Origin of the sequence: Nocardioides sp. S-1144 (genome assembly GCF_005954645.2) — a bacterium.
Taxonomy (GTDB): domain Bacteria; phylum Actinomycetota; class Actinomycetes; order Propionibacteriales; family Nocardioidaceae; genus Nocardioides; species Nocardioides dongxiaopingii.
This window is the reverse complement of sequence record NZ_CP040695.2, coordinates 596,612-621,731: the sequence shown is the minus strand read 5'-3', so window position 1 is coordinate 621,731 and position 25,120 is coordinate 596,612. Positions and strand designations below refer to the sequence as shown.

Below are 25,120 nucleotides of genomic sequence, written 5' to 3'. Positions count from 1 at the left end.
TCATTGCCTTTCGAGGTGGTGGTTACGACGTGAGCGACGATCCGCCGGAGGCGGGAGGCTCGGGGGTGGTGCCGGCCGGCGGCGCGGCCGCCGGCCGTTGAGCCCGACCCGGGACGAGCCCGGAGATCCAGGTCAGGAGCGTGGGGGCGATCACCGAGGCGACCAGCAGGCAGCCGATGACGATCTCGGTCACCTCGCCGCGGACGCCGTCGAGGCGCATCGCCGAGTTGATGACCGCGATGAGGAGCACACCGGCGAGGACGCCGGGCAGGCTGCCGCGGCCGCCGAAGATCGACACGCCGCCGAGGAGCACGGCCGCGATCACCTGCAGCTCGAGGTTCACCGCGGAGTCGCCGCGGGCGACGGTGTAGAGCGACTGGTAGATCCCGGCGAGGGCGGCGACGCCGCCGGCCAGCATGAAGAGGATCAGCTTGGTGCGGGCGATGTCGACGCCGGTGAACCGGGCCGCCTCGTCGTTCAGGCCGATCTCGTAGACGCCGCGACCGAAGGTGGTGAAGTGCAGCAGCACGCCGAAGGCCACCGCGAGCACCACGAGCGGGATCACGAACAGCGGGTAGCTGGAGTCGCCCCCGATGCGGTCCTTGAGCAGGTCGGTCCACCGGTCGGGGAACCCGCTGATCGACTCGGTGCCGAGGAAGCCCTCCGCGAGTCCGCGGAAGAGGGCGAGCGTGCCCACCGTGACGGCCAGGGAGGGCAGCTTCACGTAGGCGACCAGGAAGCCGTTGAGCAGCCCGCACAGCAGGCCGACCACGAGGGCCACGCCGACCGCGGCGAGGAAGGGCAGGTCCCACTTCGTGTAGGCGATGCCGAGCATCGCCCCGGTGAGCGCCATCGTGCTGGCCACCGACAGGTCGATCTCGCCGGTGATGATGATGAGCGTCATCGGCAGGGCCAGCAGCATGATCGGCGCCGACTCGAGGAAGAGGAAGTAGATCGTCAGGGGCCCGTCGAAGCCGACGATCGAGCCGCGGGCGTAGACGTAGACGATGGCGAGGAGCGCGAACACCGCGAACTCGCGGGTGGCGACGAGGCGCCACAGGAGCGGTCGGGCGTAGGAGGCGTAGGTGCGCTGGTCGACCGCGCGGTCGATGGTTGACGTGCTCATGGGGCGACCTCACGTTCCACGGCGAGCCGGCGTTCAGCCCGGGAGGCGAGCACGCGGTCGAGCACGATCGCCCCGATGATCAGGGCGCCGACGACGGCCTGCTGGTAGAAGTCCGGGACGCCGAGGATCGGCAGCACCCGGTCGATGGTGACGAGGAGGAAGGCGCCGATCGCGGCGCCCCACACCGAACCGCTGCCCCCGAAGATCGCCACGCCGCCGATGACGGCGGCGGCGACGGCCTGCAGCTCGATGCCCTCGCCGGCGTTGGAGGACACCCCGCCGTAGCGGGTGGCCCAGAAGACGCCGGCCAGACCGGCCAGGGCGCCCGAGGCGATGAAGGCGCCGAGGACCCGGCGGCGGATCGGCAGCCCGAAGAGGGCGGCGGCGTCGGGGTCGGAGCCGATCGCGTAGAGCTCGCGACCGCCGCGCGTGGTCCGCAGGTAGTAGCCGACGGCGACGACGACGACGAGCGAGATGATCGTCAGGACGGGGATGGTGAGGACCTGCGCGGTGCCCAGGTCGAGGAAGCCGGCGTCCATCTCCCCGGCGTTGACCCGGTCGCTGCCGGCCCAGTGCAGCAGGATGCCGCGGAAGACGAGCATCGTGCCGAGCGTGATCACCAGGGCCGGGACCCGGCCGAAGGCGATGATGACGCCGTTGACCGCGCCGAGCAGGGCACCCAGCGCCACCGCGCCGAGGGCGGCGACCCAGGGCGAGCTCCCCGACGACATCAGGTCGCCGGCGGCGTAGGCGGTGATGCCGAGCGTGGAGCCGACCGAGAGGTCGACGTTGCGGGTGATGATCACCAGCATCTGCCCGGCCGCGAGGAGGAGCAGGATGCTCGGGGTCAGCAGCAGGTCGCGCCAGCTGTCGCCGCTGAGGAACCCGTCGCTCTTGACCGTCGCCACGGCGACGAGGAGCAGCAGGACCACCAGGACGGCGAGCTCGCGCGAGCGGAGCAGGTCGCCGGCCACCTTGGCCAGGTCGGGGCCGCGGCGCGTCGCCGGTGCGGGCGGCGGAGTCTTCTCGAGGGTGCTCATGCGGTCACTTCCTGGACCATCTCGGCGTCGTGCTCGAGGTGGATCCGGTCGGGCGTCGTGCCGGTGGCCGCGGCCATCACGGTCTCGGGCGTCGCCTCGGAGCGGTCGAGCTCGGCGGTGATCCGGCCCTCGCAGACCACGAGGACGCGGTCGGCCATGCCGAGCACCTCGGGCAGCTCGCTGGAGATCATCAGGACGGCCAGGCCCTGGCCGGCGAGCTCGGAGAGCAGCCGGTGCACCTCGGACTTGGTGCCGACGTCGATGCCGCGGGTCGGCTCGTCGATGATCAGCAGCCGCGGCTCGGTGGCCAGCCACTTGGCGATGACGACCTTCTGCTGGTTGCCGCCGCTCATGGTGGTGGCGGGCATGTCGAGCGCGTTGGTCTTGACCTCCAGGCGCGAGGCCCACGGCCGCACCGCCCTGTTCTCGGCGGCGGTGCTGATCAGGCCGAGCATCGAGAGCCGCGAGCGGATGACCCCGGCGACGTTGTGGGCCACGGAGGAGTCGACGACCAGGCCCTGCTGGCGGCGGTCCTCGGGGACGAACGCCATGCCGGCCTTGATCGCGACGCTGGGACGGCCGGGGCGCACGCCGCGCCCGTCGAGCCGGACCGTGCCGCTGTCGTAGCGGTCGATGCCGAAGACGGCCCGGGCGATCTCGCTGCGCCCGGCGCCGACCAGACCCGCCAGGGCGACGATCTCGCCGGCGCGGACGTCGAAGGACACGTCGCGGAAGACGCCGGCGGAGGTCAGCCCCTCGACCGAGAGGACGACGTCGCCGATCTCGGCCTCGGTCTTCGGGAACAGGTCGCCGACCTCGCGCCCGACCATCTCCGCGACCAGGGCCGGGACGGTCGTCTCCGCGACCTGGTGGGTGCCGATGTAGGCGCCGTCGCGCATCACGGTGACGGTGTCGCAGAGGTCGAAGACCTCGTCGAAGCGGTGGGAGATGAAGACCAGGGCGCGACCCTCGTCGCGCAGCGAGCGGGCGACGGCGAAGAGCCGGTCGACCTCGACCCCGCTCAGCGCGGCGGTCGGCTCGTCCATGACGAGCAGCGCGGCGTCGAGGGAGATGGCCTTGGCGATCTCGATGATCTGCTGGTCGGCGATCGAGAGCCCGCGCGCGGGGCGCCGGGGGTCGATGTGGACGCCGAGCCGCTCGAACAGGCCCTCGACCTCGGCGTGCATGGCGGCCCGGTCGATGCGGCGGCCGGCGCCCAGCGGCATCCGGCCCATGAAGACGTTCTCGGTGACCGACAGGTCGGGGAACAGGGTCGGCTCCTGGTAGATCACCGCGATGCCGGACCCCTTGGAGTCGGCGGTCGAGCCGAAGTCGACGTCGTCGCCGCGGAACCGGAAGGTGCCACCGTCGCGGCGGTGCACGCCGGCGACGATCTTGACCAGCGTCGACTTGCCGGCGCCGTTCTCACCGATCAGCGCGTGGATCGAGCCGGCCTCGACGCGCAGGCTGCCGGAGCGCAGTGCCTGGACCGCACCGAACGACTTGCGGACGTCGGCGAGCTCCAACACCACCGTCGGCGATTGAAAGGTTTCATTCACGAGGACGACGGTAGGTGACTGCCATCACAGAGCGCAAGTGTTTCGGGAAAGATTCTCCCGGAGCGGCGTCGGGGCCACCGACACCGCGCCGACCCGTAGGGTGTGTCGTACGTTTCACTTCCCCCGGAGGACAGGGCACCACATGGTCAACGGCGCAGCGCGCTCGGCGTCGGTCAAGGACGTCGCCGCGACGGCCGGTGTGTCGCTCGGCACGGTCTCCAACGTGCTCAACCGGCCCGACCGGGTCAGCGCGCCCACCCGCGCCCGGGTCGAGCAGGCGATGGCCGCCCTCGGGTTCGTGCGCAACGAGTCCGCGCGCCAGCTGCGCGCCGGCACCAGCCGCACGCTCGCCTACGTCGTCCTCGACGCCGGCAACCCCTTCTTCACCGACGTCGCCCAGGGCATGGAGACCGCGGCCGAGGAGGAGGGCCTCTCGCTGGTGCTCTGCAACAGCTCCCAGCGCGCCGACCGCGAGGCCGCGCACCTCGACCTGTTCCAGCAGCAGCGGGTCCAGGCCCTGCTCGTCACGCCGGTCGACCCCGACTCCCCCACCCTCGACGCCGTGCGCGACCGGGGCACGCCGGTGGTGATCGTCGACCGCACCCGCGACGACGCGACGTTCTGCTCGGTCGCCGTCGACGACGTCCTCGGCGGGCGCCTCGCCCTCGAGCACCTCATCGACCGCGGCCACACGCGGGTCGCCTTCGTCGGCGGGCCGACCGGTCTCGGCCAGGTGCGCGACCGCCTCGAGGGGGCCCGCGCGGCCTGGGCCGACGCGGGGCTCCCCGACGACGGCCTGCTCGCCGTCATCACCCCCACCCTCGACGTCGAGGCGGGCCGCCAGGCCGGCGAGCGGCTGGCCGGCCTGCCGGCGTCGCGTCGACCGACCGCGGCGTTCTGCGCCAACGACATGACCGCCCTCGGCCTGCTCCAGCACGCCATCGGCAGCGGCGTCCGCGTGCCGGAGAACCTGGCGATCGTCGGCTACGACGACATCCAGTTCGCGGCCGCGGCCGCGGTGCCCCTGACGTCGGTGCGCCAGCCCCGCACCGAGCTCGGCCGGGCCGCGGCCGGGCTGGCGATCGCCGAGGCGACCGACCCCGACCACCAGCACCGCCAGGTCGTCTTCACCCCCGAGCTGGTCGCCCGCGAGTCCAGCCGCGCCTGAGTCCGGGAGTCAGCGGGCCCGCCGCGGGGCGAGCAGTGCCGCGAGCGCGGCGATGCCGACGGCGGCGGCGCCGGTCAGCAGGGCCGGCCCGACCGCGCCGTCGTAGCCCGTGGGGCTGATCTGGCCGCCGTTGCCGAGGAAGACCGCGGTGAGCAGCGCGATGCCGAGCGCGACGCCGAACTCGCGGATCGTGGAGTTGGCCGAGCTGGCCATCGCGAAGTCGTCGTCGGGCAGCCCGTCGAGCACCATCGTGGCGCTCGGGGCGAAGGTGAGGCCCATCCCGATGCCGGCCAGGGCGAGCGGGACGACGAACGCGCCGTAGTCGGCACCCTGCTCGGTGACCACGGCGAACCACACCAGCGCCGCGGTCTGGAGGCTCAGCCCCACCAGGAGCAGCGACCGCAGCCCGGTGCGGGAGGCCAGGGCCCCGGCGATCGGCGCGACCACCATGGGCGCGGCGGTCCACGGGAGGGTGCGCAGGCCCGCCTCGAGCGGGCTGTAGCCCTGCACCACCTGGAGGTACTGCGCGAGCAGGAAGACCGCGCCGAACATGCCCATCGTGAAGGTCAGGCCGATCACGTTGGCCACCGCGAAGCCGCGGGAGGCGAAGAGCCGCAGCGGCAGCACGGCGTAGGAGCGACCGCGGGCCCAGAGGACGTAGCCCGGGACCAGGAGCACCGCGAGCAGCAGCGGGCCGAGCACGCCGACCGAGCCCCAGCCGTCGTCGTTGCCGTGCACCGCACCCCAGACGCCGGCGAGCACCGCGGACCCGATCAGCAGGGTGCCGACCGGGTCGAGGCGCTGCCAGGCGCCGCGCGAGTCGCGGACGGCGAGGACGAGCAGCGGGACGGCGACCAGGGCGACCGGCACGTTGAGCCAGAAGATCGCCTGCCAGCTGATGCCCTCGACGACGGCACCACCGACGACCGGTCCGAGCGCGACACCGAGGCCGGAGACCCCGCCCCACACCCCGATCGCGACCGGGCGCATGGCCACCGACACCGAGGAGGCGAGCAGGGTCAGCGACAGCGGCATGATCGCCGCGGCCCCGACGCCCTGGACGGCGCGGGCCGCGATGAGCGCCTCCGCCGAGCCGCTCAGCGCGGCCGCGATCGAGGCCAGCGTGAACACCGCGATGCCGGCGAGCATCACCCGGCGCCGGCCGAGCCGGTCGCCGAGGGTCGCGGCCGGCAGCATGAAGGTCGCGAAGGTCAGGGTGTAGGCGTTGAGGAACCACGACAGCTGGCCGACGCTCGCGTCGAGGTCGGCCCGGACGACCGGGAGCGCACTGGTCATCACCAGGTTGTCGAGGGTGGCCATGAACATCGGCAGCGAGGCGGCCACGATCGCGAGCCACACGGGCACGCGGGAGTGACGGCTCGGCGGGTCGGCCACCGGTCCGCGGCGCTCCGGGGTGGTGTCGAGGACGGTCATCGGCGAGCTCCGCTTCGTAAAAGGCATTGAATGATTACTTATGACGCAGACGTTAGGTAATCGACTGATAACCTGTCAAGCGTGAAGCCGAGAGCCGCCGCCCCCGTCCCCCGGATGAGCGCCGAGGACCGCCGCGAGCTGGTCCTCGACGCCGCCACCGGCGCGTTCGCGCTCGGCGGCTACCACGGCACCAGCACCGACGCCGTCGCCCGGCAGGCCGGGGTGTCGCAGCCCTACGTCGTCCGCATCTTCGGGACCAAGCTCGAGCTCTTCCTCGAGGTCTTCGAGCGCTCGATGGAGCGGATCGGCCGCGCGTTCACCGACGTCCTCACCGCCCAGCCCTTCGACGCCGACAGCGACGACGACTGGGGCCGGCTCGGACTGGCCTACACCGACCTGATGGCCGACCGCGACCTGCTGATGGTGATGATGCACGGGTTCGCGGCCGGGGGCATCGACGAGATCGCCGAGCGCAGCCGGGCCTGCATGGGCGCGGTGGTCGCGACGCTCCGGGACGCCGGTGGCAGCGAGGAGCGGATCCGCGACTTCGTCGCCCAGGGGATGCTGATGAACGTGCTCCTCTCGATGCGCGCCCCGGAGCACGTCGACGAGGCCGGTCCCGGGGCGGCGGTCGCCCCCTTCACGGCCTGCGCGTTCGGCGACGCACTGCCGTTCGTCACCGGCACCGCCACCGCGTAGGCCCGCGGGGCAGGACGGGCCGGCGACGGCGTCGGACTCGTCTGGTAACTGGTTGGACTTCCTAGTAATCTGGTGCGGCGTCCTACCAGTTCGCCCCGCCGCGCCGCCCCCTGGGAGCCACCGTGCCCGACCGCCCCGCCCTGCACGTGCCGCAGAACCCCGTCCGCCTCGTCACCGCGAGCAGCCTGTTCGACGGCCACGACGCCTCGATCAACATCATGCGGCGGATCTTCCAGAGCCAGGGGTGCGAGGTCGTCCACCTCGGCCACAACCGCTCCGTGCAGGAGGTCGTCGACGCCGCGCTGGAGGAGGACGTCCAGGGCGTCGCCGTCTCGTCCTACCAGGGCGGCCACATCGAGTACTTCGAGTACCTCGTGGAGTCGCTGCGCGCCCAGGGCGCCGACCACGTGAAGGTCGTCGGGGGTGGCGGCGGCGTCATCGTGCACGACGAGATCCAGCGGCTGCGGGCCTCGGGCGTCACCATCTTCTCCCCCGAGGACGGCCAGCGGATGGGCCTGGTCGGGATGATCAACTCCGTCGTCGCCGACTGCGACAGCGACCTGTGGGAGACCAAGCAGGTCACCGCCGAGCAGGTCATCAGCGGCGACCGGTTCGCCGTGGCCCGGGCGATCACCGGCGCCGAGCTCGGTCGCCTCGACGGCGAGGTGCTGGACGCCGTCCGCGCCGCCGCGGCCCGCCACCCCGCCCCCGTGCTCGGCATCACCGGCACCGGCGGCTCGGGCAAGTCGTCGCTGACCGACGAGCTCGTGCGCCGCTTCCGCGTCGACCAGCAGGACAAGCTGCGGGTCGCCGTCGTCGCCATCGACCCGACCCGGCGCAAGGGCGGCGGGGCGCTGCTCGGCGACCGGATCCGGATGAACTCCCTCGACGGCGACCGCGTCTACTTCCGCTCGCTGGCCACCCGCGGCGCGCACGAGCTGCCCGACCACCTGCCCGACGTCATCGACGTCCTCAAGGCCGCCGGCTTCGACCTCGTCGTGGTCGAGACCCCCGGCATCGGCCAGGGCGACGCCGCGATCGTGCCGTTCGTCGACACCTCGATGTACGTCATGACGCCCGAGTTCGGCGCCGCCTCGCAGCTGGAGAAGATCGACATGCTCGACTTCGCCGACGTCGTGGCGATCAACAAGTTCGAGCGCCGCGGCGCCGCCGACGCCCTGCGCGACGTCGGCCGCCAGCTCGTCCGCAACCGCGAGGCCTTCGGCCAGCAGCCCGCCGACATGCCGGTCTACGGCACCTCGGCCGCGCGGTTCAACGACGACGGCGTCACCTCGCTCTACCAGCACCTGCGCGGCCTCCTGGCCGAGCAGGGGCTCCCGGTCGCCGACGGCACCCTCGCCGCGGTCGACACCAAGACGTCGTCGGCGATCAAGCAGGTCATCCCGGGCGAGCGGATCCGCTACCTCTCCGAGATCACCGAGACCGTGCGCGGCTACCACCGGCGCACCGACGAGCTGGCCGAGGCCGCCCGGCGCGTGCAGCGCCTGGCCGCGGTGGCCGAGGAGCTCCGCGACCGTGAGGAGGTCGACCGGCTGCTCGAGTCCGCGCGCGAGGACCTGCCCCGCGAGGTGCGCGACCAGATCGACGACTGGTCCTCGGTGGTCGAGGCCTACTCCGGCGACGAGCAGGTCGTCGTGGTCCGCGACAAGGAGATCCACACCCAGCTGGTGCGGGAGTCGCTGTCGGGCAACAAGATCCGCCGGGTCGCGCTGCCGACCTACACCGACCACGGCGAGCTGGTCCGGTTCTGGCGCCGCGAGAACCTGCCGGGCCTGTTCCCGTACACCGCCGGCGTGTTCCAGTTCAAGCGCGACGGCGAGGACCCCGCCCGGATGTTCGCCGGCGAGGGCGACCCGGCGCGCACCAACCGCCGCTTCAAGATCCTCAGCGCCGACGGCGACGCCAAGCGGCTCTCGACGGCGTTCGACTCGGTGACGCTGTACGGGCGCGACCCCGACGAGCGCCCCGACATCTACGGCAAGGTCGGCACGTCCGGCGTCAGCGTCGCGACCCTCGACGACATGAAGGTGCTCTACGGCGGCTTCGACCTCGTGGCGCCGTCCACGAGCGTCTCGATGACGATCAACGGCCCGGCCCCGACCGTGCTGGCCTTCTTCCTCAACACCGTGATCGACCAGCAGGTCGACGCCTTCCGGGAGCGGGAGAGCCGCGAGCCGTCGGAGGAGGAGCGCGCGATGCTCGCCGCGCACGCCGTGGCCAACGTCCGCGGCACGGTGCAGGCCGACATCCTCAAGGAGGACCAGGGCCAGAACACCTGCCTGTTCTCCACCGAGTTCTCGCTGCGGATGATGGCCGACATCCAGGAGTGGTTCATCCAGAACAAGGTGCGCAACTTCTACTCGGTCTCGATCTCCGGCTACCACATCGCCGAGGCCGGGGCGAACCCGATCAGCCAGCTCGCCTTCACCCTGGCCAACGGCTTCACCTACGTCGAGTCCTACCTCGCGCGCGGTCTCGACATCGACGACTTCGCGCCGAACCTGTCGTTCTTCTTCTCCAACGGCATGGACCCGGAGTACTCCGTGATCGGGCGGGTCGCGCGCCGCATCTGGGCCGTCGCCATGCGCGACAAGTACGGCGCCAACGACCGCTCGCAGAAGCTGAAGTACCACGTGCAGACCTCGGGCCGCTCCCTGCACGCCCAGGAGATGGACTTCAACGACATCCGCACCACGCTGCAGGCGCTGATCGCGATCTACGACAACGCCAACTCGCTGCACACCAACGCCTACGACGAGGCCGTCACGACGCCGTCGGAGGAGTCGGTGCGTCGTGCGCTCGCGATCCAGCTGATCATCAACCGCGAGTGGGGCCTGGCGATGAACGAGAACCCGCTCCAGGGCTCGTTCATCATCGACGAGCTCACCGACCTCGTGGAGGCGGCGGTGCTGGAGGAGTTCGACGCGATCAACGAGCGCGGCGGCGTCCTCGGCGCGATGGAGACCGGCTACCAGCGCGGTCGGATCCAGGACGAGTCGATGCTCTACGAGCACCGCAAGCACGACGGCTCGCTCCCGATCGTCGGCGTCAACACCTTCCGCAAGCCGGCCGGCGACGGCGGCACCCCGACCCACGTCGAGCTGGCCCGCGCCACCGACACCGAGAAGCAGTCGCAGCTCGACGGCGTCCGCTCCTTCCAGGAGGCCCACACCGAGGAGGCCGCCGCCGCCCTGGCGCGCCTGAAGGAGGCCGCGACCACCGACGAGAACGTGTTCGCCGTCCTCATGGACGCCGCCCGCGTCTGCACCCTCGGCCAGGTCACCGACGCCTTCTTCGAGGTCGGCGGCCAGTACCGCCGCAACGTCTGAGCGGCGGACGAGCGACGCGTCCCCCCACGACCTGGGTCGGCACGAGATGGTGGGGTTCGGCGACGGAGGGGGTCACCGCACCCCTACCGTGAGCCCATGACCTCCCCCCGGCGCCACTTCGTCCTGCTGCGCCCGCTCCTCCTCGTCGGCGCGGCCGCGCTCGTGCTCGGCGGCTGCTCGGCCGAGGTGTCGGTCGGCTCCGACACGCCGAGCGTCGACCAGGCCGAGGTCGAGACCAAGATCAGCGAGGAGCTCGAGGCGCAGGTCGGCCAGGCCCCCGACGCCGTCGCCTGCCCGGGCGACCTCGAGGGCGAGGTCGACGAGACGATGCGGTGCGTGCTCACCGCCGGCGAGGACGAGGTCGGGGTGACCGTGACGGTCACCGACGTCGACGGCACCGACGTCGGTTTCGACATCCAGGTCGACGACGAGGTCATGTGAGCCTCGACGACCTCGGCACCGCCGTCCCGCTCGCCGGGCCGGCCCGGCGCGTCGTCTCGCTGGTCCCGTCGCTGACCGAGGCCCTGGTCTCCGTCGAGCCGGACGCCGTGGTCGGTGCGACCGACTGGTGCACCCACCCCGCCGACCTCGACGTCACCCGGGTCCGCGGCACCAAGAACCCCGACCTCGCGGCGATCCGCGCGCTGGCGCCCGACGTCGTGGTCGCCAACAAGGAGGAGAACCGCGAGCTCGACGTGCGACGCCTGAGGGAGTCGGGGGTCGCGGTCTGGGTGACCGACATCGAGACCGTCCCGCAGGCGGTCGCCTCGATGGAGCGGCTGCTCGGCGCCCTCGGCTGGACGACGCCCGCCTGGCTCACCGAGTCGCACGGGCTCTGGTGCGGCCCGCTGCCCCCGGTCACCCGCACCGTCGCCGTCCCGATCTGGCGCGACCCTTGGATGGTGGTCGGCGCCCCGACGTTCACCACCGACCTGCTCCGCCGGCTGGGGTGGGCGAACGTGTACGCCGACCCCGCGACGTCGGGCCCGCTGTCGGGCGCGCTGCCGGGCCGGGCGGCCGGTCGCTACCCCGCCGTCGACCTGGCCGACCTCGACGCCGCCGGCGCCGACGTCGTCCTGCTGCCCGACGAGCCCTACGTCTTCACCGCCGACGACGGCCCGGAGGCCTTCACCCGGACCCCGACCGAGCTCGTGTCGGGCCGGCTGATCACCTGGTACGGCCCCTCCCTCGTCGAGGCCGCCGCGCTGCGCGCCTGAGCACTCCGGGAACCTCAGGCGGAGGCGGCCGAGAAGAGCTCGGCCACCGAGGAGCAGGCGGCGCGGAGCTCGGGCGGCGAGTCGACGGTGAACGGGACGGCGAGCCGGGCGAGGACCATGACCGGCCACTCGAGCGCGTCGACGTTCATCTCGAGCAGGCAGGCGTCCTCGCCGTCGGGCGTCACCGTGCCCCACTGGCCCACGGCGTCGGCCACCCGCGGGGCGGGGGCGGTCACCCGCACGCGGACGTCGTGGCGGTGCGGGATCCGGCGGAAGCCGGACCGGACGAAGGCCAGGGCGCTCTCGGCGGGCAGGTCGCGCGGGCGGAAGCGCTGGCCGGTCGCGGCGGCGTCGGTGATCCGGTCGACGCGGAAGGAGCGCCAGTCCTGGCGGTCGCGGTCGTAGGCGACGAGGTACCAGCGGCGTCCCAGGGAGACCAGCCGGTGCGGCTCGACCCGCCGCCGGGTGACGTCGGCGCCGCGGGCCTGGTAGGCGAAGGCCAGCGGCTCGTCGTCGCGGCAGGCCTGGGCCAGCGTCGTCAGCAGGACGGCGTCGACGCCCGGGCCCTCGCGCCACGGACCGGGCGCGTCGGTCTGCGTGGCCAACGCGTCCATCCGGCGTCGCAGCGCCGGCGGCATCAGCGCGACCACCTTCGTGAGGGCCTGGACCGACGTCTCCTCGAGGCCACCGACCGACCCGGCGGCCGCCGACCGCAGGCCGGCGGCGATGGCGACCGCCTCGTCGTCCTCGAGCAGGAGCGGCGGCAGCTGGCCGCCGGCGCGCAGCTGGTAGCCGCCGGCCACCCCGCGCGAGGCGTCGACGCAGTAGCCGAGGTCGCGCAGCCGCTCGATGTCGCGGCGCAGCGTGCGCCCGCTCACCTCCAGCCGGGCCGCCAGCTCCTCACCGGGCCAGTACCGGTGGGTCTGGAGCAGGGAGAGCAGCGAGAGCATCCGGGCGCTGGTGGACATGACTCCACGATAGGTCGCATTGAGGCCAGTACCTGACCGGAATCGCTCCTAGCGTGGTCGGCATGACCACCTCACCCCACCCCCACCAGCCAGGTCCGGTCATCCGGACGCAGGGACTGACCAAGACCTTCACCCGTCACAAGCAGACCGTGGACGCCGTCCGCGGCCTCGACCTGGAGGTCACCGACGGCGAGCTCGTCGCCTTCCTCGGCCCGAACGGCGCCGGCAAGTCGACGACGCTGCGCATGCTCACCACGCTCGTCGCGCCGACGTCGGGCACCGCCCAGGTCGCCGGCCACGACGTCGTCACCGAGCAGCGCGCCGTGCGCCGCTGCATCGGCTACGTCGGGCAGGGCAACGCCGCCGGGCACCAGCAGCGCGGGCGCGACGAGGTCGTCAGCCAGGCCCGGGCCCACGGCCTGGGCCGCGCCGAGGCGAACGCCCGCGCCGACGAGCTGCTGGCGGCCTTCGACCTCGCCGAGCACGCCGGTCGTCCGGTCTCCACGCTGTCCGGCGGCCAGCGCCGCCGCCTCGACGTCGCCATCGGGCTCGTGCACCAGCCCCGGCTGATGTTCCTCGACGAGCCGTCGACCGGGCTCGACCCGCAGAACCGGGTGAACCTCCAGGAGCAGGTGCAGCGGCTCAACCGCGAGCTCGGCACCACGATCGTGCTCACCACCCACTACCTCGAGGAGGCCGACGCGATCGCCGACCGCGTCGTCGTCATCGACCACGGCCTGGTGATCGCCGACGACAGCGCCCAGCGGCTCAAGTCCGGGCTCGGCGACCTCGTCTCGCTCGGCTTCGCCACCCCGGACGACGCCGCCGCGGCGGCCACCCGCGCCGCGCGGATCGAGGGCAGCGTCGTCGACGTCGTCGGCGCCCACGGCACCGACGTCGCCCTCCGGGTCGCCCACGGCCGCGACCTGGCCGCCGACCTGGTCACCGAGCTGGCGGCGTCCGGCACGCCCGTGCGGCGGATCGAGGTGGCCAGCGCCACCCTCGACGACGTCTTCCTGAACCTGACCGGGCGCAGCCTGCGCGAGACCCAGAGCGGCACCACCGAGACCGAAGGAGCAGCAGCATGAGCACCCTGACCCGCACCGGTACCGCGACCCCGGCGGACGCCGTCACGACCGGCACCCCCGACGCCCCCGGCTTCCTGGCCGACACCTGGAACGTCATGCTGCGCGAGCTGAGGCCGATGCTGCGCGAGCCGGCGTCCGTGCTGTTCGCGATGGTGCAGCCGCTGGTCTTCCTCGCGCTCTTCGCGCCGCTGCTCCCGGACGAGGGCCTCGGCGGCTCGGCGCTGCAGTGGTTCGTGCCGGGGATCATCGCGATGACCGCGCTGATGGGCGCCTCGATGACCGGCTCCAACCTCAGCCTGGAGATCAACACCGGCTCGCACGAGCGGCTCCTCGTCTCCCCGCTGCGACGCTCGTCGCTGCTGGTCGGCCGGGCGCTCAAGGAGGTCGTCCCGATGCTGGCGCAGGCGTTGCTGATCGTGGCCGTCGTGACGCCGTTCAGCTTCGACCTGCACCCGGGCGGGGTGCTGCTCGGGCTCGCGATCCTGACGCTCTTCAGCGTCGGCATCGGCGCCCTCTCCTTCGCCCTCGCCCTCGTCTCCGCCGGTCAGGACTGGTTGTTCTGGACGGTCCAGCAGACGCTGATCTTCCCGCTCCTGCTGCTCGCCGGCGTCCTGCTGCCGATCGACGAGAGCGCCCCCGGCTGGCTGCGCCTCCTCGCCGACCTCAACCCGCTCGGCTACATCATCGAGGCCGAGCGCGCCCTGTTCGCCGGCACCCTCCCCGCCGGCACGGTCGCCCAGGGCGCGCTCGCGGCCGCCGCCGTCGCCGCCCTCGGCCTCCTCGTCGGCCTGCGCACCATGAAGCGATCCAGCTGACCCCACCCCCCACGCTGACCCGTCGCTGATCACTGACGGGTCAGCGTGGGTTTTGCGGTGACCCGTCGCTGATCACTGACGGGTCAGCGTGGGTTTTGCGGTGACCCGTCGCTGATCACTGACGGGTCAGCGGGGGTTGGCCCCTACGCTGCGGGGGTGACCGACCTCGACCGGCTCGACGCCACGCGGGTCCGCGAGACGGTGGTGCGGCTCGAGCAGCGGGTGGCGGCGCGGTTCGCGGGCCGGGGGATCGTGCGCGTGGTGGGCCGTGTGGGCGAGCTGGTCGCCGAGCTCGAGGGGACGACGCCCGGCATCAACCGGCAGCTGCGGCGGACGCGGGTCGTCTCGCGGGTGCTGGCCGGCGTCGTCCTGCTCGCGACCGTGGTCGGTCTGGCAATCGCGCTCCGCGACGCCGCCGGCTGGGGCGACGGCGACGGCGTCGGGCGCAGCACCGACTGGCTGCCGCTCATCGAGACCACGATCAACGACGTCGTCTTCGCCGCCATCGCCCTGTGGTTCCTGTACTCGATCCCCGACCGGCTCCAGCGCGGTCGCTCGCTCGCGCTGCTGCACCGGCTGCGCTCGCTGGCGCACGTCGTCGACATGCACCAGCTGACCAAGGACCCCGAGCGGTTCCGCGCCGACTACGTCGGCACCCCGAGCAGCGTCGACCCGCGCCTGGGTGCCACCGAGATGGTGCACTACCTGGAGTACTGCTCGGAGATCCTCAGCCTGCTCGGCAAGGCCGCGGCCCTGGTCGCCGAGGAGTCCCGCGACGCCCTCGTCCTCGACGCCGTCGGTGACCTGGAGACCCTCACGACCTCGTTGAGCCGCAAGATCTGGCAGAAGATCTCGATGCTCGACCGGGCGTGATCCGGCACATCGTTGAGGGCGGCTACGCGATCGTGTCGAGCACGTCGAGCGTGCGCGCCCACGCCGCGGACTCGGGGTCGATGACGACGAAGTGGTCGCCCTCGACCTCGACCAGCTCGGCCCGCGCCCCCGCAGCAATGGCCGTGGCGACGTAGTCGGCCGACTGAGAGAGCGGCACGATCGCGTCGTCGACGCCGTGCACGCACCACAGCGGGACGTCGAGCGGCAGCTGCTGCGCCGGGTCGTACCGCGCGTCGTCGGCGGTCGGCTCGTGGCCGAGCAGCGCCGTCGCGGCGCCGCCCCCGAGATCCGACGACGCCGCCGCCCGCAGGTCGAGCACGCCGGCCTGCGACACCACGTGGGTGACGCCGACGCGCGCCGGCCAGTCGTGGCGCTGGCGCGCCGCCGCCCAGGCGGCGAGGTGCCCGCCGGCCGAGTGGCCGAGCGTCACCACGACGGAGGTGTCGACGTCGAGGTCGGCCAGCGCGTCGATGCCCGCGGCGACGTCGTCGAACGTCGCCGGCGCGCCCCCACCCCCGCCGACCCCGTCGCCGACGCGGCGGTACTCCAGGTTCCACGCCGCCCACCCGGCCGCGGCGAGCGACGCCGCGAGCGGCGTCCCGAGGGTGTGGTCGTAGGCGGCCCTCCAGAACCCGCCGTGGATCACCACGACGACGCCGCGCGGCGTCCCCGCGGGCAGGTGGAGCTCGCCGAACTGGCTCGGGTCCGCGCCGTACGCCGTGCGGACGGCCTCGGGCCGCCCGGGCGAGCCGGGCGAGCCGGGCGGTGGGGCGTCGTTCTCGGCCACGGGCGGGTCCTCTCCACAGGCGGTCAGGGACGCGCCGGCGGCCGCGAGCGCGCCGAGGGCCGGCAGGCGCAGCAGGGTCCGTCGGTGCACCCCACGATCCTGCCGCACCGGGCCACGGCCGTGGCCCGGACGGGTCAGTCCGTGGCGGTCGACCGGGGTGCGCGGTAGTCGAGGTCGGCGTGCTCGGGGTGCCGCTGGAGGTAGGCCTGGACGAACGGGCAGACCGGCAGCACCCGCAGCTCGCGGGTCCGGACGTCGTCGAGCGCACCGCCGACGAGCTGGCCGCCGACACCCCTGCCCTCGGAGCCCGGGAACACCTCGGTGTGGGTGAAGACCACCAGCTCGGGGGTCTCCTGGTAGGCGGCGAAACCGAGGAGGGTGTCACCGTCCCGGATCTCGTAGCGGGACTCGTCGTCGTTGCGGACGACGTCGAGGGCGGCGGGTGGCGTCGTGGTCACGTCTCCATCCTGCCCGGTCGGCCCACCGGCAGGCGAGCGGCCCGCGCCGGGCGGGCCCCGCACCGGGTCACGCCATCGCGAGGGGCAGCGTGGCCATCCACCTCGAGCGCAGCTCGAGCAGGTTGACGTCGAACAGGTCGGCGCCGGCGTGGCCGACCGCGAGCACGTCGCCGCCGGTGCGGCCCAGGTCGGTCAGCGGGACGCCGTGCCGCCCGGCCAGCTCGACGAGCCGGTCGACGTCGTCGGCGGCGACGCTGACGAGCACCCGGGCCGTCGACTCGGAGAACAGCGCGACGAACGGGTCGGCGTGGACGCCGTCGAGGGCCACCTCGACGCCGCACATGTTGCTGATCGAGGCCTCGACGAGCGCCTGGGCCAGGCCACCGTCGGAGAGGTCGTGCGCGCCGGTGAGCAGCTGCAGCTGCTGGCCGGCCTCGTGCAGCAGCTCGGCGAGCCGCTTCTCGGCGGCGAGGTCGACGGCCGGCGGCAGGCCGCCGAGGTGACCGTGGACGACGTGCGCCCACTCGGAGCCGCTCAGCTCCTCGCGGGTCTCGCCGAGCAGCAGGACGCGGTGACCGGGCTGCTCACCCTCGACCGAGGGCCAGGCCGACGGCGTGCGCCGGGTGACGTCGTCGACGACGCCGAGCACCGCGACGACCGGGGTCGGGAGGATCGCGTTCTCGGCGGTCTGGTTGTAGAGGCTGACGTTGCCGCCGGTGACCGGGATGCCGAGCTCGAGGCAGGCGTCCTTGAGACCGCGGCAGGCCTCGGCGAACTGCCACATCACGGCCGGGTCCTCGGGCGAGCCGAAGTTGAGGCAGTCGCTGATCGCGAGGGGCACCGCGCCGCTGGTGGCGACGTTGCGGTAGCTCTCGGCCAGCGCGAGCTGCGCACCGGCGTACGGGTCGAGCTTGGCGAAGCGGCCGTTGCAGTCGGTGGAGACGGCGACGCCGAGGTTGGTCGTCTCGTCGATCCGGATCATCCCGCTGTCGCTCGGCTGGGCGAGCACGGTGTTGCCGCGCACGTAGCGGTCGTACTGGTCGGTGACCCACGACTTGTCGCACAGGTTGGGGCTCGCCGCGAGCCGCAGCAGGGTGGCGCGGAGCTCGTCGCCGGACGCCGGCCGCGCGAGCGACCCGGCGTCGTCGGCCTGGAGGGTGTCCTGCCAGTCGGGGCGCGCGAGCGGACGCCGGTAGACCGGGCCGTCGTGGGCGACGGTGCGCGGGTCGACGTCGACGACGGTCTCGCCGTGCCAGTCGATGACCAGCCGGCCGTTGCCGGTGACCTCGCCGACGACGGTCGCCTCGACGTCCCACCGCTGGCAGATCTCGAGGAACGTCGCGACGTCGCCGGGCTCGACGACCGCCATCATCCGCTCCTGGCTCTCGCTCATCAGGATCTCCTCCGGCGAGAGCCGGGGGTCGCGCAGCAGCACCTTGTCGAGCTCGACGTGCATGCCGCCGTCGCCGGCCGCGGCCAGCTCGGACGTCGCGCACGAGATGCCGGCGGCGCCGAAGTCCTGGATGCCGGCCACGACGCCGGCCTGGAACAGCTCGAGGGTGCACTCGATGAGCAGCTTCTCCATGAACGGGTCACCGACCTGGACGCTCGGCCGCTTGGCCGGACCGTCCTCGTCGAAGGTCACCGACGCCAGGATCGACGCACCACCGATGCCGTCGCCGCCGGTGCGGGCGCCGTAGAGGATCACCTGGTTGCCGGCACCGCTGGCCTTGGCCAGGTGCAGGTCCTCGTGGCGCAGGACGCCGACGCAGAGCGCGTTGACCAGCGGGTTGCCGAGGTAGCTCTCGTCGAAGACGACCTCGCCGCCGATGTTGGGCAGGCCGAGGCAGTTGCCGTAGCCACCGACGCCGGAGACGACGCCGGGCAGCACGCGCCGGGTGTCGGGGGCGTCGAGCGGGCCGAAGCGGAGCGGGTCCATCACCGCGATCGGGCGGGCACCCATGGCGAGGATGTCGCGCACGATGCCGCCGACGCCGGTCGCGGCACCCTGGTGGGGCTCGACGTAGGAGGGGTGGTTGTGGCTCTCGACCTTGAAGGTGACGGCGTAGCCCTGACCGATGTCGAGGACGCCGGCGTTCTCGCCGATGCCCGCGAGCATCGCCCCGACCGGCGTGACCTGCGGGATCTCGGAGAACTGCTTGAGGTGCACCTTGGAGGACTTGTAGGAGCAGTGCTCGCTCCACATCACCGAGTACATCGCGAGCTCGGCGCCGGTGGGCCGGCGGCCGAGGATCTCGCGGATCCTCTGGTACTCGTCGGCCTTGAGACCGAGGTCGGCCCAGGGCTGCTCGCGCCCGGGGTCCTCGGCGGCGACGGAGACGGTGTCGAGGGCGACGATCCGGGGCTCGGGCACGGCGCCAATCTATCGGTCGCCGTGTCGGCACCACGCCCCGCGTCGGCGTTCGGACACCGTCGGCGCGGAGTCCGCCGGAAGTTGGCGGAAACTCGGTGTATCAGGCGGGTCCGTCCCCACTCCTTGTCCCTGAAGGCTGGGAGGCCCGCCCCTGGGACTGGGGGGTCGAGGGTCGGGCTCCCCGCCGTCGCGCCCGTCCACGCCTGCGACCGCACGGCGCCGCCACCGGATAGGTTGCCGTGTCGTGGGAGAGACGACGGGCCGCGCGACGGCCGAGGAAGGCTGACGACATGGCGAGCTCCTGTGCTCACTGCGGCGCCCCCGACCAGGGCGGCGCCTTCTGCGGCGCGTGCGGACGACCCCTCGGGGCGGCGCCGGAACCGCCGACGATCGTCCCGGGCGGCCCGCCGGCGCCGGACCCGACCACCCGGTTCCCGTCGGTGCCGCCGCAGGCGGCTCCCCCGCCGCAAGCCGCTGCGCCCCCGAGCCACCCGCCGAGCCACCCGCCGAGCCACCCGCCGAGCCACCCGCCGGCCGGCCACCAGCCGCCCCCCGGCTACCCGCCCCAGCCCGGCTACCCGCCCCAGCCCGGCTACCCGCCGCAGGGCTACCCGCAGCAGCCGGCCGCACCCCGCGTGAACCCCTTCCAGGGCTGGCCGGTCGCCGACTACCTGCGCGACGCCGCCGCCGCGTTCGCGCTGTTCTCGACCCTGGGCATGCCGTGGGACCTGGACGACTTCGAGATCTACCACCACGGCGGCGAGCGCTGGTGGGTCGTCATCGCGGTCCTGCTCGGGGTCGTCTCGCTCGCGGTTCCCTACCTCGCGAAGGCGCGCGTCGTGCCCGGCTGGAGCCAGACGCACTACACGCTGGCCAAGCTCGCGCTCAACGCCCCGCTCGTGCTCAGCGTGCTCGCCGCGGTGCTCCTCGAGCTGATCGAGATCAACGACGACTGGCGTGGCGGCCTCGGCAGCGCCGTCGCCATGGCGCTGACCGGGGTCGCGCTCGCCGTGCAGCCACGGGCGGCCGAGGAGTCGCCGGACCGCGGCGGCGACCGGCTCTGGACCCGGGTCGCGTCCGCCACGGCTGTGGCCGCCGTCGCGCTGACGGTCGTGCTGTTCACCACGTGGTTCCTGCACGGCGTCGTCACCGACGACCTCGACCTCTTCGACCCGTTCCTGTCGGTGGTGGTGGCCGTCGTGCTGTTCCTGCTCACCCCGCTGGCCATGCTCGGCTACCCGGTCTTCCAGTCGGTCCTCGGCGACCGCTCCGACGCCTGGCGCCGGGTGCTCGCCACCACCGGCTTCACCGTCGTGGTCGTCGCGCTGCTCTCGCGCGCCTCCGACGGCGACGGCCTCTTCACCTGGTTCACGCCGGAGAAGTGGAACGGCGTCGCCGGTGGCCTCGTGCCCGGGGGCGGCGGCCTCCTCGCGGGGGCGGCCGCGGCGCTCGCCGTCTCCCGCGCCCAGCAGCGGGCCACGGCGACCCCGGACGCGCTCGCGTCGTGGCGCGGGACCGTCTCGGCCGCCCTCCAGCTGTCGGCGGCAGGATCGGCCCTCACCGCGGTCGCGCTGCTGCTCGACGCGATCGAGGACGGCTTCGGGGCCGGCCCCGTCGTGGTCGTCGTGCTGCTCCTCGCCGCCGCGGGCGGCGCCGGCTACGCGCTGACCCTCCTGGGCGACCTGCGTGCCCACCGGGTGGTGCTGCTCGGCGTCCTGGCCGGGATCGTGTTCGTCGGCCTGGTCGCGCTCGGGATCCTCAACGGCGAGGACCTGACCGAGGCGAGCAACGGCTGGACCGTCGCCGCCTGGCTCTCGCTGCCGTGCCTGGCCGCCTACGCCCTCACGGTGCCGCCCGGCGTCCGCTCGGCGCTCGGGCCGCTGGTGACGCAGTCCGGGGGCTCGGCGCCGCACGGCCGGCCCCAGGGCTACCCGCCGGCCCAGCCGCAGCAGCCGCCCTACCCGCCCCAGCCCTACCCACCGCAGTCCTACCCGCCCCAGCCCTACCCACCGCAGTCCTACCCGCCCCAGCCCTACCCACCGCAGTCCTACCCGCCCCAGCCCTACCCGCCCCAGCCCTACCCGCCGCAGCCCTTCCCGCCGCAGCAGGGCCAGCCCCCGCAGCCGCAGCCGCCGCCCGGTCAGGGCCCGCCGCCCGGCGGCTGGACGCCACCACCGACCCCCTGAGAGCAGCGCCCGAGAACTACAGGAATGTAGTTCAATCCGATCGCTGTTACTGGTGTGACTCCTGTGATTAGAGTGCGGTTCCGCACGACGGATCGCCCCCTCTTCCCCCTGGAGTCCCGCCATGAGTTCCGCCCTGCGCGCCCGCCGCCCCCGGACGGTGCTGCGCACCGCGACCACCGCCCTCGGCGCCCTCGTCCTGGCCGCCACCACGGCCACCGTCGTGCCCGCCGCGACCGCCGCCGCACCCACCACGAGCGCGTCGAGCACGTCGCGCGCCGCCGCACCCACCGCCGTCCCGAGCGCCGCCCGGGCCGACACCCCGCTCCCCGTCACCCCGGGTGACTTCACCGGCTACGGCTTCGACCAGTGCCTGACCCCGACCCAGGCGACGATGAACACCTGGCTGCAGAGGTCGCCGTTCCTCGCCGTCGGGATCTACATCTCCGGCGACTCCCGGGCCTGCCGCTCGCAGCCCAACCTGACGCCGACCTGGGTCCGCAACCAGTTGCTCAAGGGCTGGCGGCTGCTGCCGATCACGTTGGGTCCGCAGGCGTCGTGCCAGCCGCGCTTCCCGCGCTACTCCGACGACTTCAAGATCAGCCCGGACCCCGGCCCCCGCAACCGCTACCCGAAGGCTCGCGCGATGGCGCGCGACTCCGCCGCCTCCACCGTGGTCGACGCGCAGCGCCTCGGCATCCCGGCCGGCAGCACGCTCTGGTACGACCTCGAGGGCTTCGACCACACCAACACCCACTGCCGGGAGTCGGCCCTGGCCTTCGTCAGCACCTGGGTGATCAACGTCCGCCGCCTCGGCTACGTCACCGGCGTCTACTCCAGCGCCGGCTCCGGGATCAAGGTCCTCGACGACGCCCGCGTGAACCGCCCCGGCGCCTTCGCCCTGCCCGACCAGATCTGGGTCGCGCGCTGGGACGGCGTCGCCAACACCTCCACCTCCTACCTCCGCGGCGACGGCTGGGTGCCCGGCGGCCGGGTCAAGCAGTACCGCGGCGGCCACGACGAGGTGTGGGGCGGCGTCCGGATCAACATCGACAGCAACTTCCTGGACGTCGGCCGCGGGTCGGTCGCCCCGGGCGAGACCCACTGCGGCGGCGTCACCGTCAGCTTCCGCCGCTACGGGACGCTGCGCGCACCCAGCGGCACCCGCGCCCCGGCTCCCGGCAAGGTCAGGGCGCTGCAGTGCCTGCTGAGCGAGCACGGCTACTACCGCGGCGCCGTCGACGGGCGCTACTCCCCCGCCGTGCTCGACTCGGTGCGCCGGTGGAAGGCCGACCGCGCGCAGCCGGCCAGCGACCACTGGTTCCCGCGGGACTGGATGACGCTGCTGTCGTGGGGCAACGCGCCGATCCTCAAGATCGGCTCGGCCAGCGGCTACGTGCGGCGCGTGCAGCGTGCCCTTAACAGCGCCAACATCGGCACCAAGCTCGCGGTCTCGGGCACCTTCGACGGCGCCACCGCCGAGGCCGTGAAGACCTACCAGCGCCGGGTCGGGATCACGGCGTCCGGCATCGCCGACACCCCGACCTGGACCCGGCTGCGCGCCGGCGTCCGCTGACCCGGACGGCGCCGCTCAGGCCCCGGTGACCGACCTGGCCAGGACGGTGGCCAGGGCGAGGTCGCGGTAGCGCCCGGCCATCTCCTCGGGGGTGACCGGGCCGCCGGCGCGGTACCAGGTCGCGATCGAGTAGCCCATGTTGATGATCGCGCGGGCGGCCTCGAGCGGGTGCGTGGTGGCGAACTCGCCGTCGGCGACCCCGGCCTCGACGACGGCCCGGAAGACCGCCTCCTGCTCGTCGCGCAGCGCGACGACGGCGGCGCGGCCACCCTCGTCGAGGCTGCGCAGCTCGGAGGCGCCGATCAGCGCCTCGGCCTGGCGGCCGGTGTGGAAGAGCACCCAGGCCTCGACGAGGGCGCCGAGGCGCTCGGTCGGCGTCGGGCCGGCCTCGTCGAGCGCGGCCCCGGTCAGCGCGAGGACGTCGGTCATGGTGCCGACCATGATCTGCTGGAGGATCTCCTGCTTCGAGCTGAAGTGGTGGTAGATGCTGGCCACCGTGACCCCGGCCGTGCGCGCGAGGTCGCGCATCGACGTGCCGTGGTAGCCGAGCTCGGTGAAGTTCTGCACCGCCGACTCGACCAGGACGACGCGTCCGCCGCGCACCTGGGCTCGGGGTCGTGCCACCGTCTCTCCTCCTCACCGACCGCCTGGCTGAGCGGTCAGTGTGGCACCCTCACGGCGTCGTGCCCTCGACCGCCCGCTCCTCCTGGCTCGCCAGCACCTCGGCCGCCCACGGCCGCAGCTCGCGCTTGAGGAGCTTGGCGTTGGCGTTGCGCGGCAGCGGCTCGCTGCGCACCAGCGTGCGGCGCGGACGCTTGTACGACGCCAGCTGCTCGCCGCAGGCCCGGGCGACGTCCTCGACGTCGAAGGCGGGGTCGTCGGTCACCACGATCGCCACGGCGCTCTCGCCGAACCGCTCGTGCGGCACGCCGACGACGGCGGTCTCGACGACGCCGGGGAGCCGGCTGATGACGTCCTCGATCTCCTTCGGGTACACGTTGAGCCCGCCGGAGATGATCATGTCCTTGGTGCGGCCGACGATGGTGATGAAGCCGTCGTCGTCGAGCTCGACGAGGTCACCGGTGTGCAGCCAGCCGTCGCGGAACGCCTCGGCCGTCTGCTCCGGCCGGTCGTGGTAGCCGACCATCGTGGCGAGTGAGCGCACCAGCAGCTCGCCGGTGCCGGAGCGGCGGATCTCGCCGTCGGCGTCGCGCACGGCGAGGTCGGTGTGCGGCAGCGCGCGCCCGGCCGAGCCCTCGTGGTCGAAGACCTCGTCGGCCATCAGCACGGTGGTGATGGTCGGGAACTCCGAGAGCCCGTAGCCCTGGCAGACGTCGACCCCGGGGATGCCGCGACACACGGCCTCGATCACCGAGCGCGGCACCGGCTCGGCGCCGGTGACGATCCAGGTCAGCGCGCTGTCGGAGAGCCGCTGCATCAGGTCCGGGCGGGTCACCAGCTCGCGCAGCAGGCTCGGCACCAGCATCACGTGGGTCGTGCGGTGCTCCTCCAGCTCGGCGACGATACCCTCCATCGTCGCGCCGCCGGTGGGCCGGACCTGCGAGAACCCGCCGATCCAGCAGAGCGCGAGCACGAGGTTGTGGAACCCGGCCGCCCACGACAGCGACGGGATGACGGTGTAGCGGTGCTCGGGCTTGAGACCCAGGCCCTGCACCTGCCCCATCGCGTTCCACAGGACGCCGTTGTGGGTGTGCACCGCCGCCTTCGGCAGCCCGGTGGTGCCGGAGCTGTAGTAGAGGATGAACCGGTCCTCCAGGGCCGGACCGGCCCAGCGCTGCGCGCCCGACAGCGGCTCGCCGGCGACCAGGTCGGCCCACGAGACCGCCCGCACGCCGTCCGGGGCGACGGCGGAGCCGACGGTGACGAAGGCGTCGAAGTCGACGTCGAGGTGCGCGGTGCTGCGGCTGCCGATCTCGTCGACGACGAGCACCCGCGCGCCGCTGTCGCGGCAGACGTGCTCGATCTCGCGACCGGTCAGCAGCACGTTGACCGGCACGCAGACGGCCCCGAGGGCGGCGAGGCCGAAGAAGGTCTCGACCCACTCGCGGCGGTTGCCCATCATCACCGCGACGGTGTCACCCCGGCCGACGCCGGCGCGGGCCAGTCCGCCGGCCACCTGCAGCGCGCGGTCGCGCACCTGGACGAAGGTGACCGTCTCGTCGGCGAAGCCGAACGCGGGCCGGGCGCCGTACCTGCTCTCGGCGGAGCGGTCGAGCAGACCGAAGACGTTGCGGGCGAGCGTCATGGGACTCTCCTGGTGGCGGACCGGGGACGGTGCGCGACACCGGTTGCGGCGGGTGTCGAACGTCACTAGCCTAGCGATCGTTCGGTTTAATGCAACCGCCTGATTCTGATGGTTTCCC

General features: G+C 73.2%; 20 protein-coding genes. 10 read left to right on the top strand and 10 right to left on the bottom strand.

Features of this window, described 5'->3' with window-relative positions:
* Positions 1-22: 22 nt before the first annotated feature.
* Genes FE634_RS02925 through FE634_RS02915 form a run of 3 tightly spaced genes read right to left on the bottom strand, consistent with a single transcriptional unit; the run spans position 23 to position 3,698 of the window.
* Positions 23-1,126, bottom strand: a complete 1,104-nt coding sequence (locus FE634_RS02925) for an ABC transporter permease (RefSeq protein WP_137294249.1) — start codon at positions 1,124-1,126, stop codon at positions 23-25.
* Positions 1,123-2,166: an ABC transporter permease gene (locus tag FE634_RS02920; protein ID WP_137294248.1), complete on the bottom strand. Its 1,044-nt coding sequence runs from the start codon at positions 2,164-2,166 to the stop codon at positions 1,123-1,125. Before FE634_RS02920 ends, FE634_RS02925 begins: the two co-directional genes overlap by 4 nt.
* Entirely contained in the window at positions 2,163-3,698 is a 1,536-nt protein-coding gene (locus FE634_RS02915; RefSeq protein WP_222847657.1) for a sugar ABC transporter ATP-binding protein, read from the bottom strand. Before FE634_RS02915 ends, FE634_RS02920 begins: the two co-directional genes overlap by 4 nt.
* Before the next feature lie 169 nt (positions 3,699-3,867).
* Between FE634_RS02915 and FE634_RS02910 the strand changes: the two genes are divergently transcribed.
* Positions 3,868-4,893, top strand: coding sequence for a LacI family DNA-binding transcriptional regulator (locus FE634_RS02910; protein WP_137294246.1), 1,026 nt, complete (start codon positions 3,868-3,870; stop codon positions 4,891-4,893).
* A 9-nt stretch (positions 4,894-4,902) separates the two neighbouring features.
* Here FE634_RS02910 and FE634_RS02905 read toward each other — a convergent pair whose 3' ends face one another.
* Entirely contained in the window at positions 4,903-6,327 is a 1,425-nt protein-coding gene (locus tag FE634_RS02905) for an MFS transporter (RefSeq protein ID WP_148240337.1), read from the bottom strand.
* Between the two features lie 81 nt (positions 6,328-6,408).
* Between FE634_RS02905 and FE634_RS02900 the strand changes: the two genes are divergently transcribed.
* The 4 genes from FE634_RS02900 to FE634_RS02885 all read left to right on the top strand — a co-directional run bounded on the left by FE634_RS02900 (position 6,409) and on the right by FE634_RS02885 (position 11,593).
* Complete coding sequence (locus tag FE634_RS02900) at positions 6,409-7,026, top strand: TetR/AcrR family transcriptional regulator (RefSeq protein WP_262347556.1); 618 nt, start codon at positions 6,409-6,411, stop codon at positions 7,024-7,026.
* A gap of 122 nt (positions 7,027-7,148) precedes the next feature.
* Complete coding sequence (gene icmF / locus FE634_RS02895; RefSeq protein ID WP_187366809.1) at positions 7,149-10,376, top strand: fused isobutyryl-CoA mutase/GTPase IcmF; 3,228 nt, start codon at positions 7,149-7,151, stop codon at positions 10,374-10,376.
* A 96-nt stretch (positions 10,377-10,472) separates the two neighbouring features.
* Complete coding sequence (locus tag FE634_RS02890; RefSeq protein WP_138875038.1) at positions 10,473-10,817, top strand: DUF4333 domain-containing protein; 345 nt, start codon at positions 10,473-10,475, stop codon at positions 10,815-10,817.
* Positions 10,814-11,593: a helical backbone metal receptor gene (locus tag FE634_RS02885; RefSeq protein WP_138875037.1), complete on the top strand. Its 780-nt coding sequence runs from the start codon at positions 10,814-10,816 to the stop codon at positions 11,591-11,593. The genes FE634_RS02890 and FE634_RS02885 overlap by 4 nt, the downstream gene beginning before the upstream one ends.
* 14 nt (positions 11,594-11,607) lie before the next feature.
* Here the strand turns inward: FE634_RS02885 and FE634_RS02880 are convergent, their stop codons facing one another.
* On the bottom strand, positions 11,608-12,561 hold the full coding sequence (locus FE634_RS02880) for a helix-turn-helix transcriptional regulator (protein ID WP_212721757.1): 954 nt from the start codon (positions 12,559-12,561) through the stop codon (positions 11,608-11,610).
* A gap of 62 nt (positions 12,562-12,623) precedes the next feature.
* On the opposite strand from FE634_RS02880, the gene FE634_RS02875 reads away from it, so the two are divergent.
* The 3 genes from FE634_RS02875 to FE634_RS02865 all read left to right on the top strand — a co-directional run bounded on the left by FE634_RS02875 (position 12,624) and on the right by FE634_RS02865 (position 15,337).
* A complete protein-coding gene (locus tag FE634_RS02875; RefSeq protein WP_138875036.1) occupies positions 12,624-13,649 on the top strand; it encodes an ABC transporter ATP-binding protein in 1,026 nt (341 codons plus the stop codon).
* Positions 13,646-14,464 carry an ABC transporter permease gene (locus tag FE634_RS02870; RefSeq protein ID WP_148240336.1) on the top strand — a complete coding sequence of 273 codons (819 nt, stop codon included), beginning with the start codon at positions 13,646-13,648 and terminating at the stop codon, positions 14,462-14,464. The genes FE634_RS02875 and FE634_RS02870 overlap by 4 nt, the downstream gene beginning before the upstream one ends.
* Before the next feature lie 156 nt (positions 14,465-14,620).
* Positions 14,621-15,337, top strand: a complete 717-nt coding sequence (locus FE634_RS02865) for a hypothetical protein (protein ID WP_138875035.1) — start codon at positions 14,621-14,623, stop codon at positions 15,335-15,337.
* A gap of 22 nt (positions 15,338-15,359) precedes the next feature.
* Here FE634_RS02865 and FE634_RS02860 read toward each other — a convergent pair whose 3' ends face one another.
* The 3 genes from FE634_RS02860 to purL form a co-directional block, all read right to left on the bottom strand.
* A complete protein-coding gene (locus tag FE634_RS02860; RefSeq protein ID WP_212721756.1) occupies positions 15,360-16,235 on the bottom strand; it encodes an alpha/beta hydrolase family protein in 876 nt (291 codons plus the stop codon).
* A 44-nt stretch (positions 16,236-16,279) separates the two neighbouring features.
* Complete coding sequence (locus FE634_RS02855; protein WP_137294239.1) at positions 16,280-16,603, bottom strand: GNAT family N-acetyltransferase; 324 nt, start codon at positions 16,601-16,603, stop codon at positions 16,280-16,282.
* 67 nt (positions 16,604-16,670) lie between these two features.
* Positions 16,671-18,977 carry a phosphoribosylformylglycinamidine synthase subunit PurL gene (purL, locus tag FE634_RS02850; RefSeq protein ID WP_262347555.1) on the bottom strand — a complete coding sequence of 769 codons (2,307 nt, stop codon included), beginning with the start codon at positions 18,975-18,977 and terminating at the stop codon, positions 16,671-16,673.
* A gap of 290 nt (positions 18,978-19,267) precedes the next feature.
* On the opposite strand from purL, the gene FE634_RS02845 reads away from it, so the two are divergent.
* Both FE634_RS02845 and FE634_RS02840 read left to right on the top strand, forming a co-directional pair.
* On the top strand, positions 19,268-21,163 hold the full coding sequence (locus FE634_RS02845; protein WP_138875034.1) for a zinc ribbon domain-containing protein: 1,896 nt from the start codon (positions 19,268-19,270) through the stop codon (positions 21,161-21,163).
* A gap of 121 nt (positions 21,164-21,284) precedes the next feature.
* Complete coding sequence (locus tag FE634_RS02840; RefSeq protein ID WP_148240335.1) at positions 21,285-22,736, top strand: glycoside hydrolase domain-containing protein; 1,452 nt, start codon at positions 21,285-21,287, stop codon at positions 22,734-22,736.
* 15 nt (positions 22,737-22,751) lie between these two features.
* On the opposite strand, the gene FE634_RS02835 is transcribed toward FE634_RS02840, so the two are convergent.
* Both FE634_RS02835 and FE634_RS02830 read right to left on the bottom strand, forming a co-directional pair.
* Entirely contained in the window at positions 22,752-23,360 is a 609-nt protein-coding gene (locus FE634_RS02835) for a TetR/AcrR family transcriptional regulator (RefSeq protein ID WP_137294237.1), read from the bottom strand.
* Between the two features lie 49 nt (positions 23,361-23,409).
* Positions 23,410-25,002, bottom strand: a complete 1,593-nt coding sequence (locus FE634_RS02830; RefSeq protein ID WP_187366808.1) for a class I adenylate-forming enzyme family protein — start codon at positions 25,000-25,002, stop codon at positions 23,410-23,412.
* Positions 25,003-25,120 lie beyond the last annotated feature (118 nt).

Excerpts from the sequence above, each read along its gene's own strand:
- FE634_RS02880 (WP_212721757.1), bottom strand. The coding sequence starts at position 12,561 with ATGTCCACCAGCGCCCGGATGCTCTCGCTGCTCTCCCTGCTCCAGACC.
- FE634_RS02830 (WP_187366808.1), bottom strand. The coding sequence starts at position 25,002 with ATGACGCTCGCCCGCAACGTCTTCGGTCTGCTCGACCGCTCCGCCGAG.
- FE634_RS02925 (WP_137294249.1), bottom strand. The coding sequence starts at position 1,126 with ATGAGCACGTCAACCATCGACCGCGCGGTCGACCAGCGCACCTACGCC.
- FE634_RS02890 (WP_138875038.1), top strand. The coding sequence starts at position 10,473 with ATGACCTCCCCCCGGCGCCACTTCGTCCTGCTGCGCCCGCTCCTCCTC.
- FE634_RS02910 (WP_137294246.1), top strand. The coding sequence starts at position 3,868 with ATGGTCAACGGCGCAGCGCGCTCGGCGTCGGTCAAGGACGTCGCCGCG.
- FE634_RS02870 (WP_148240336.1), top strand. The coding sequence starts at position 13,646 with ATGAGCACCCTGACCCGCACCGGTACCGCGACCCCGGCGGACGCCGTC.
- FE634_RS02840 (WP_148240335.1), top strand. The coding sequence starts at position 21,285 with ATGAGTTCCGCCCTGCGCGCCCGCCGCCCCCGGACGGTGCTGCGCACC.
- FE634_RS02905 (WP_148240337.1), bottom strand. The coding sequence starts at position 6,327 with ATGACCGTCCTCGACACCACCCCGGAGCGCCGCGGACCGGTGGCCGAC.
- FE634_RS02920 (WP_137294248.1), bottom strand. The coding sequence starts at position 2,166 with ATGAGCACCCTCGAGAAGACTCCGCCGCCCGCACCGGCGACGCGCCGC.
- FE634_RS02875 (WP_138875036.1), top strand. The coding sequence starts at position 12,624 with ATGACCACCTCACCCCACCCCCACCAGCCAGGTCCGGTCATCCGGACG.
- FE634_RS02845 (WP_138875034.1), top strand. The coding sequence starts at position 19,268 with ATGGCGAGCTCCTGTGCTCACTGCGGCGCCCCCGACCAGGGCGGCGCC.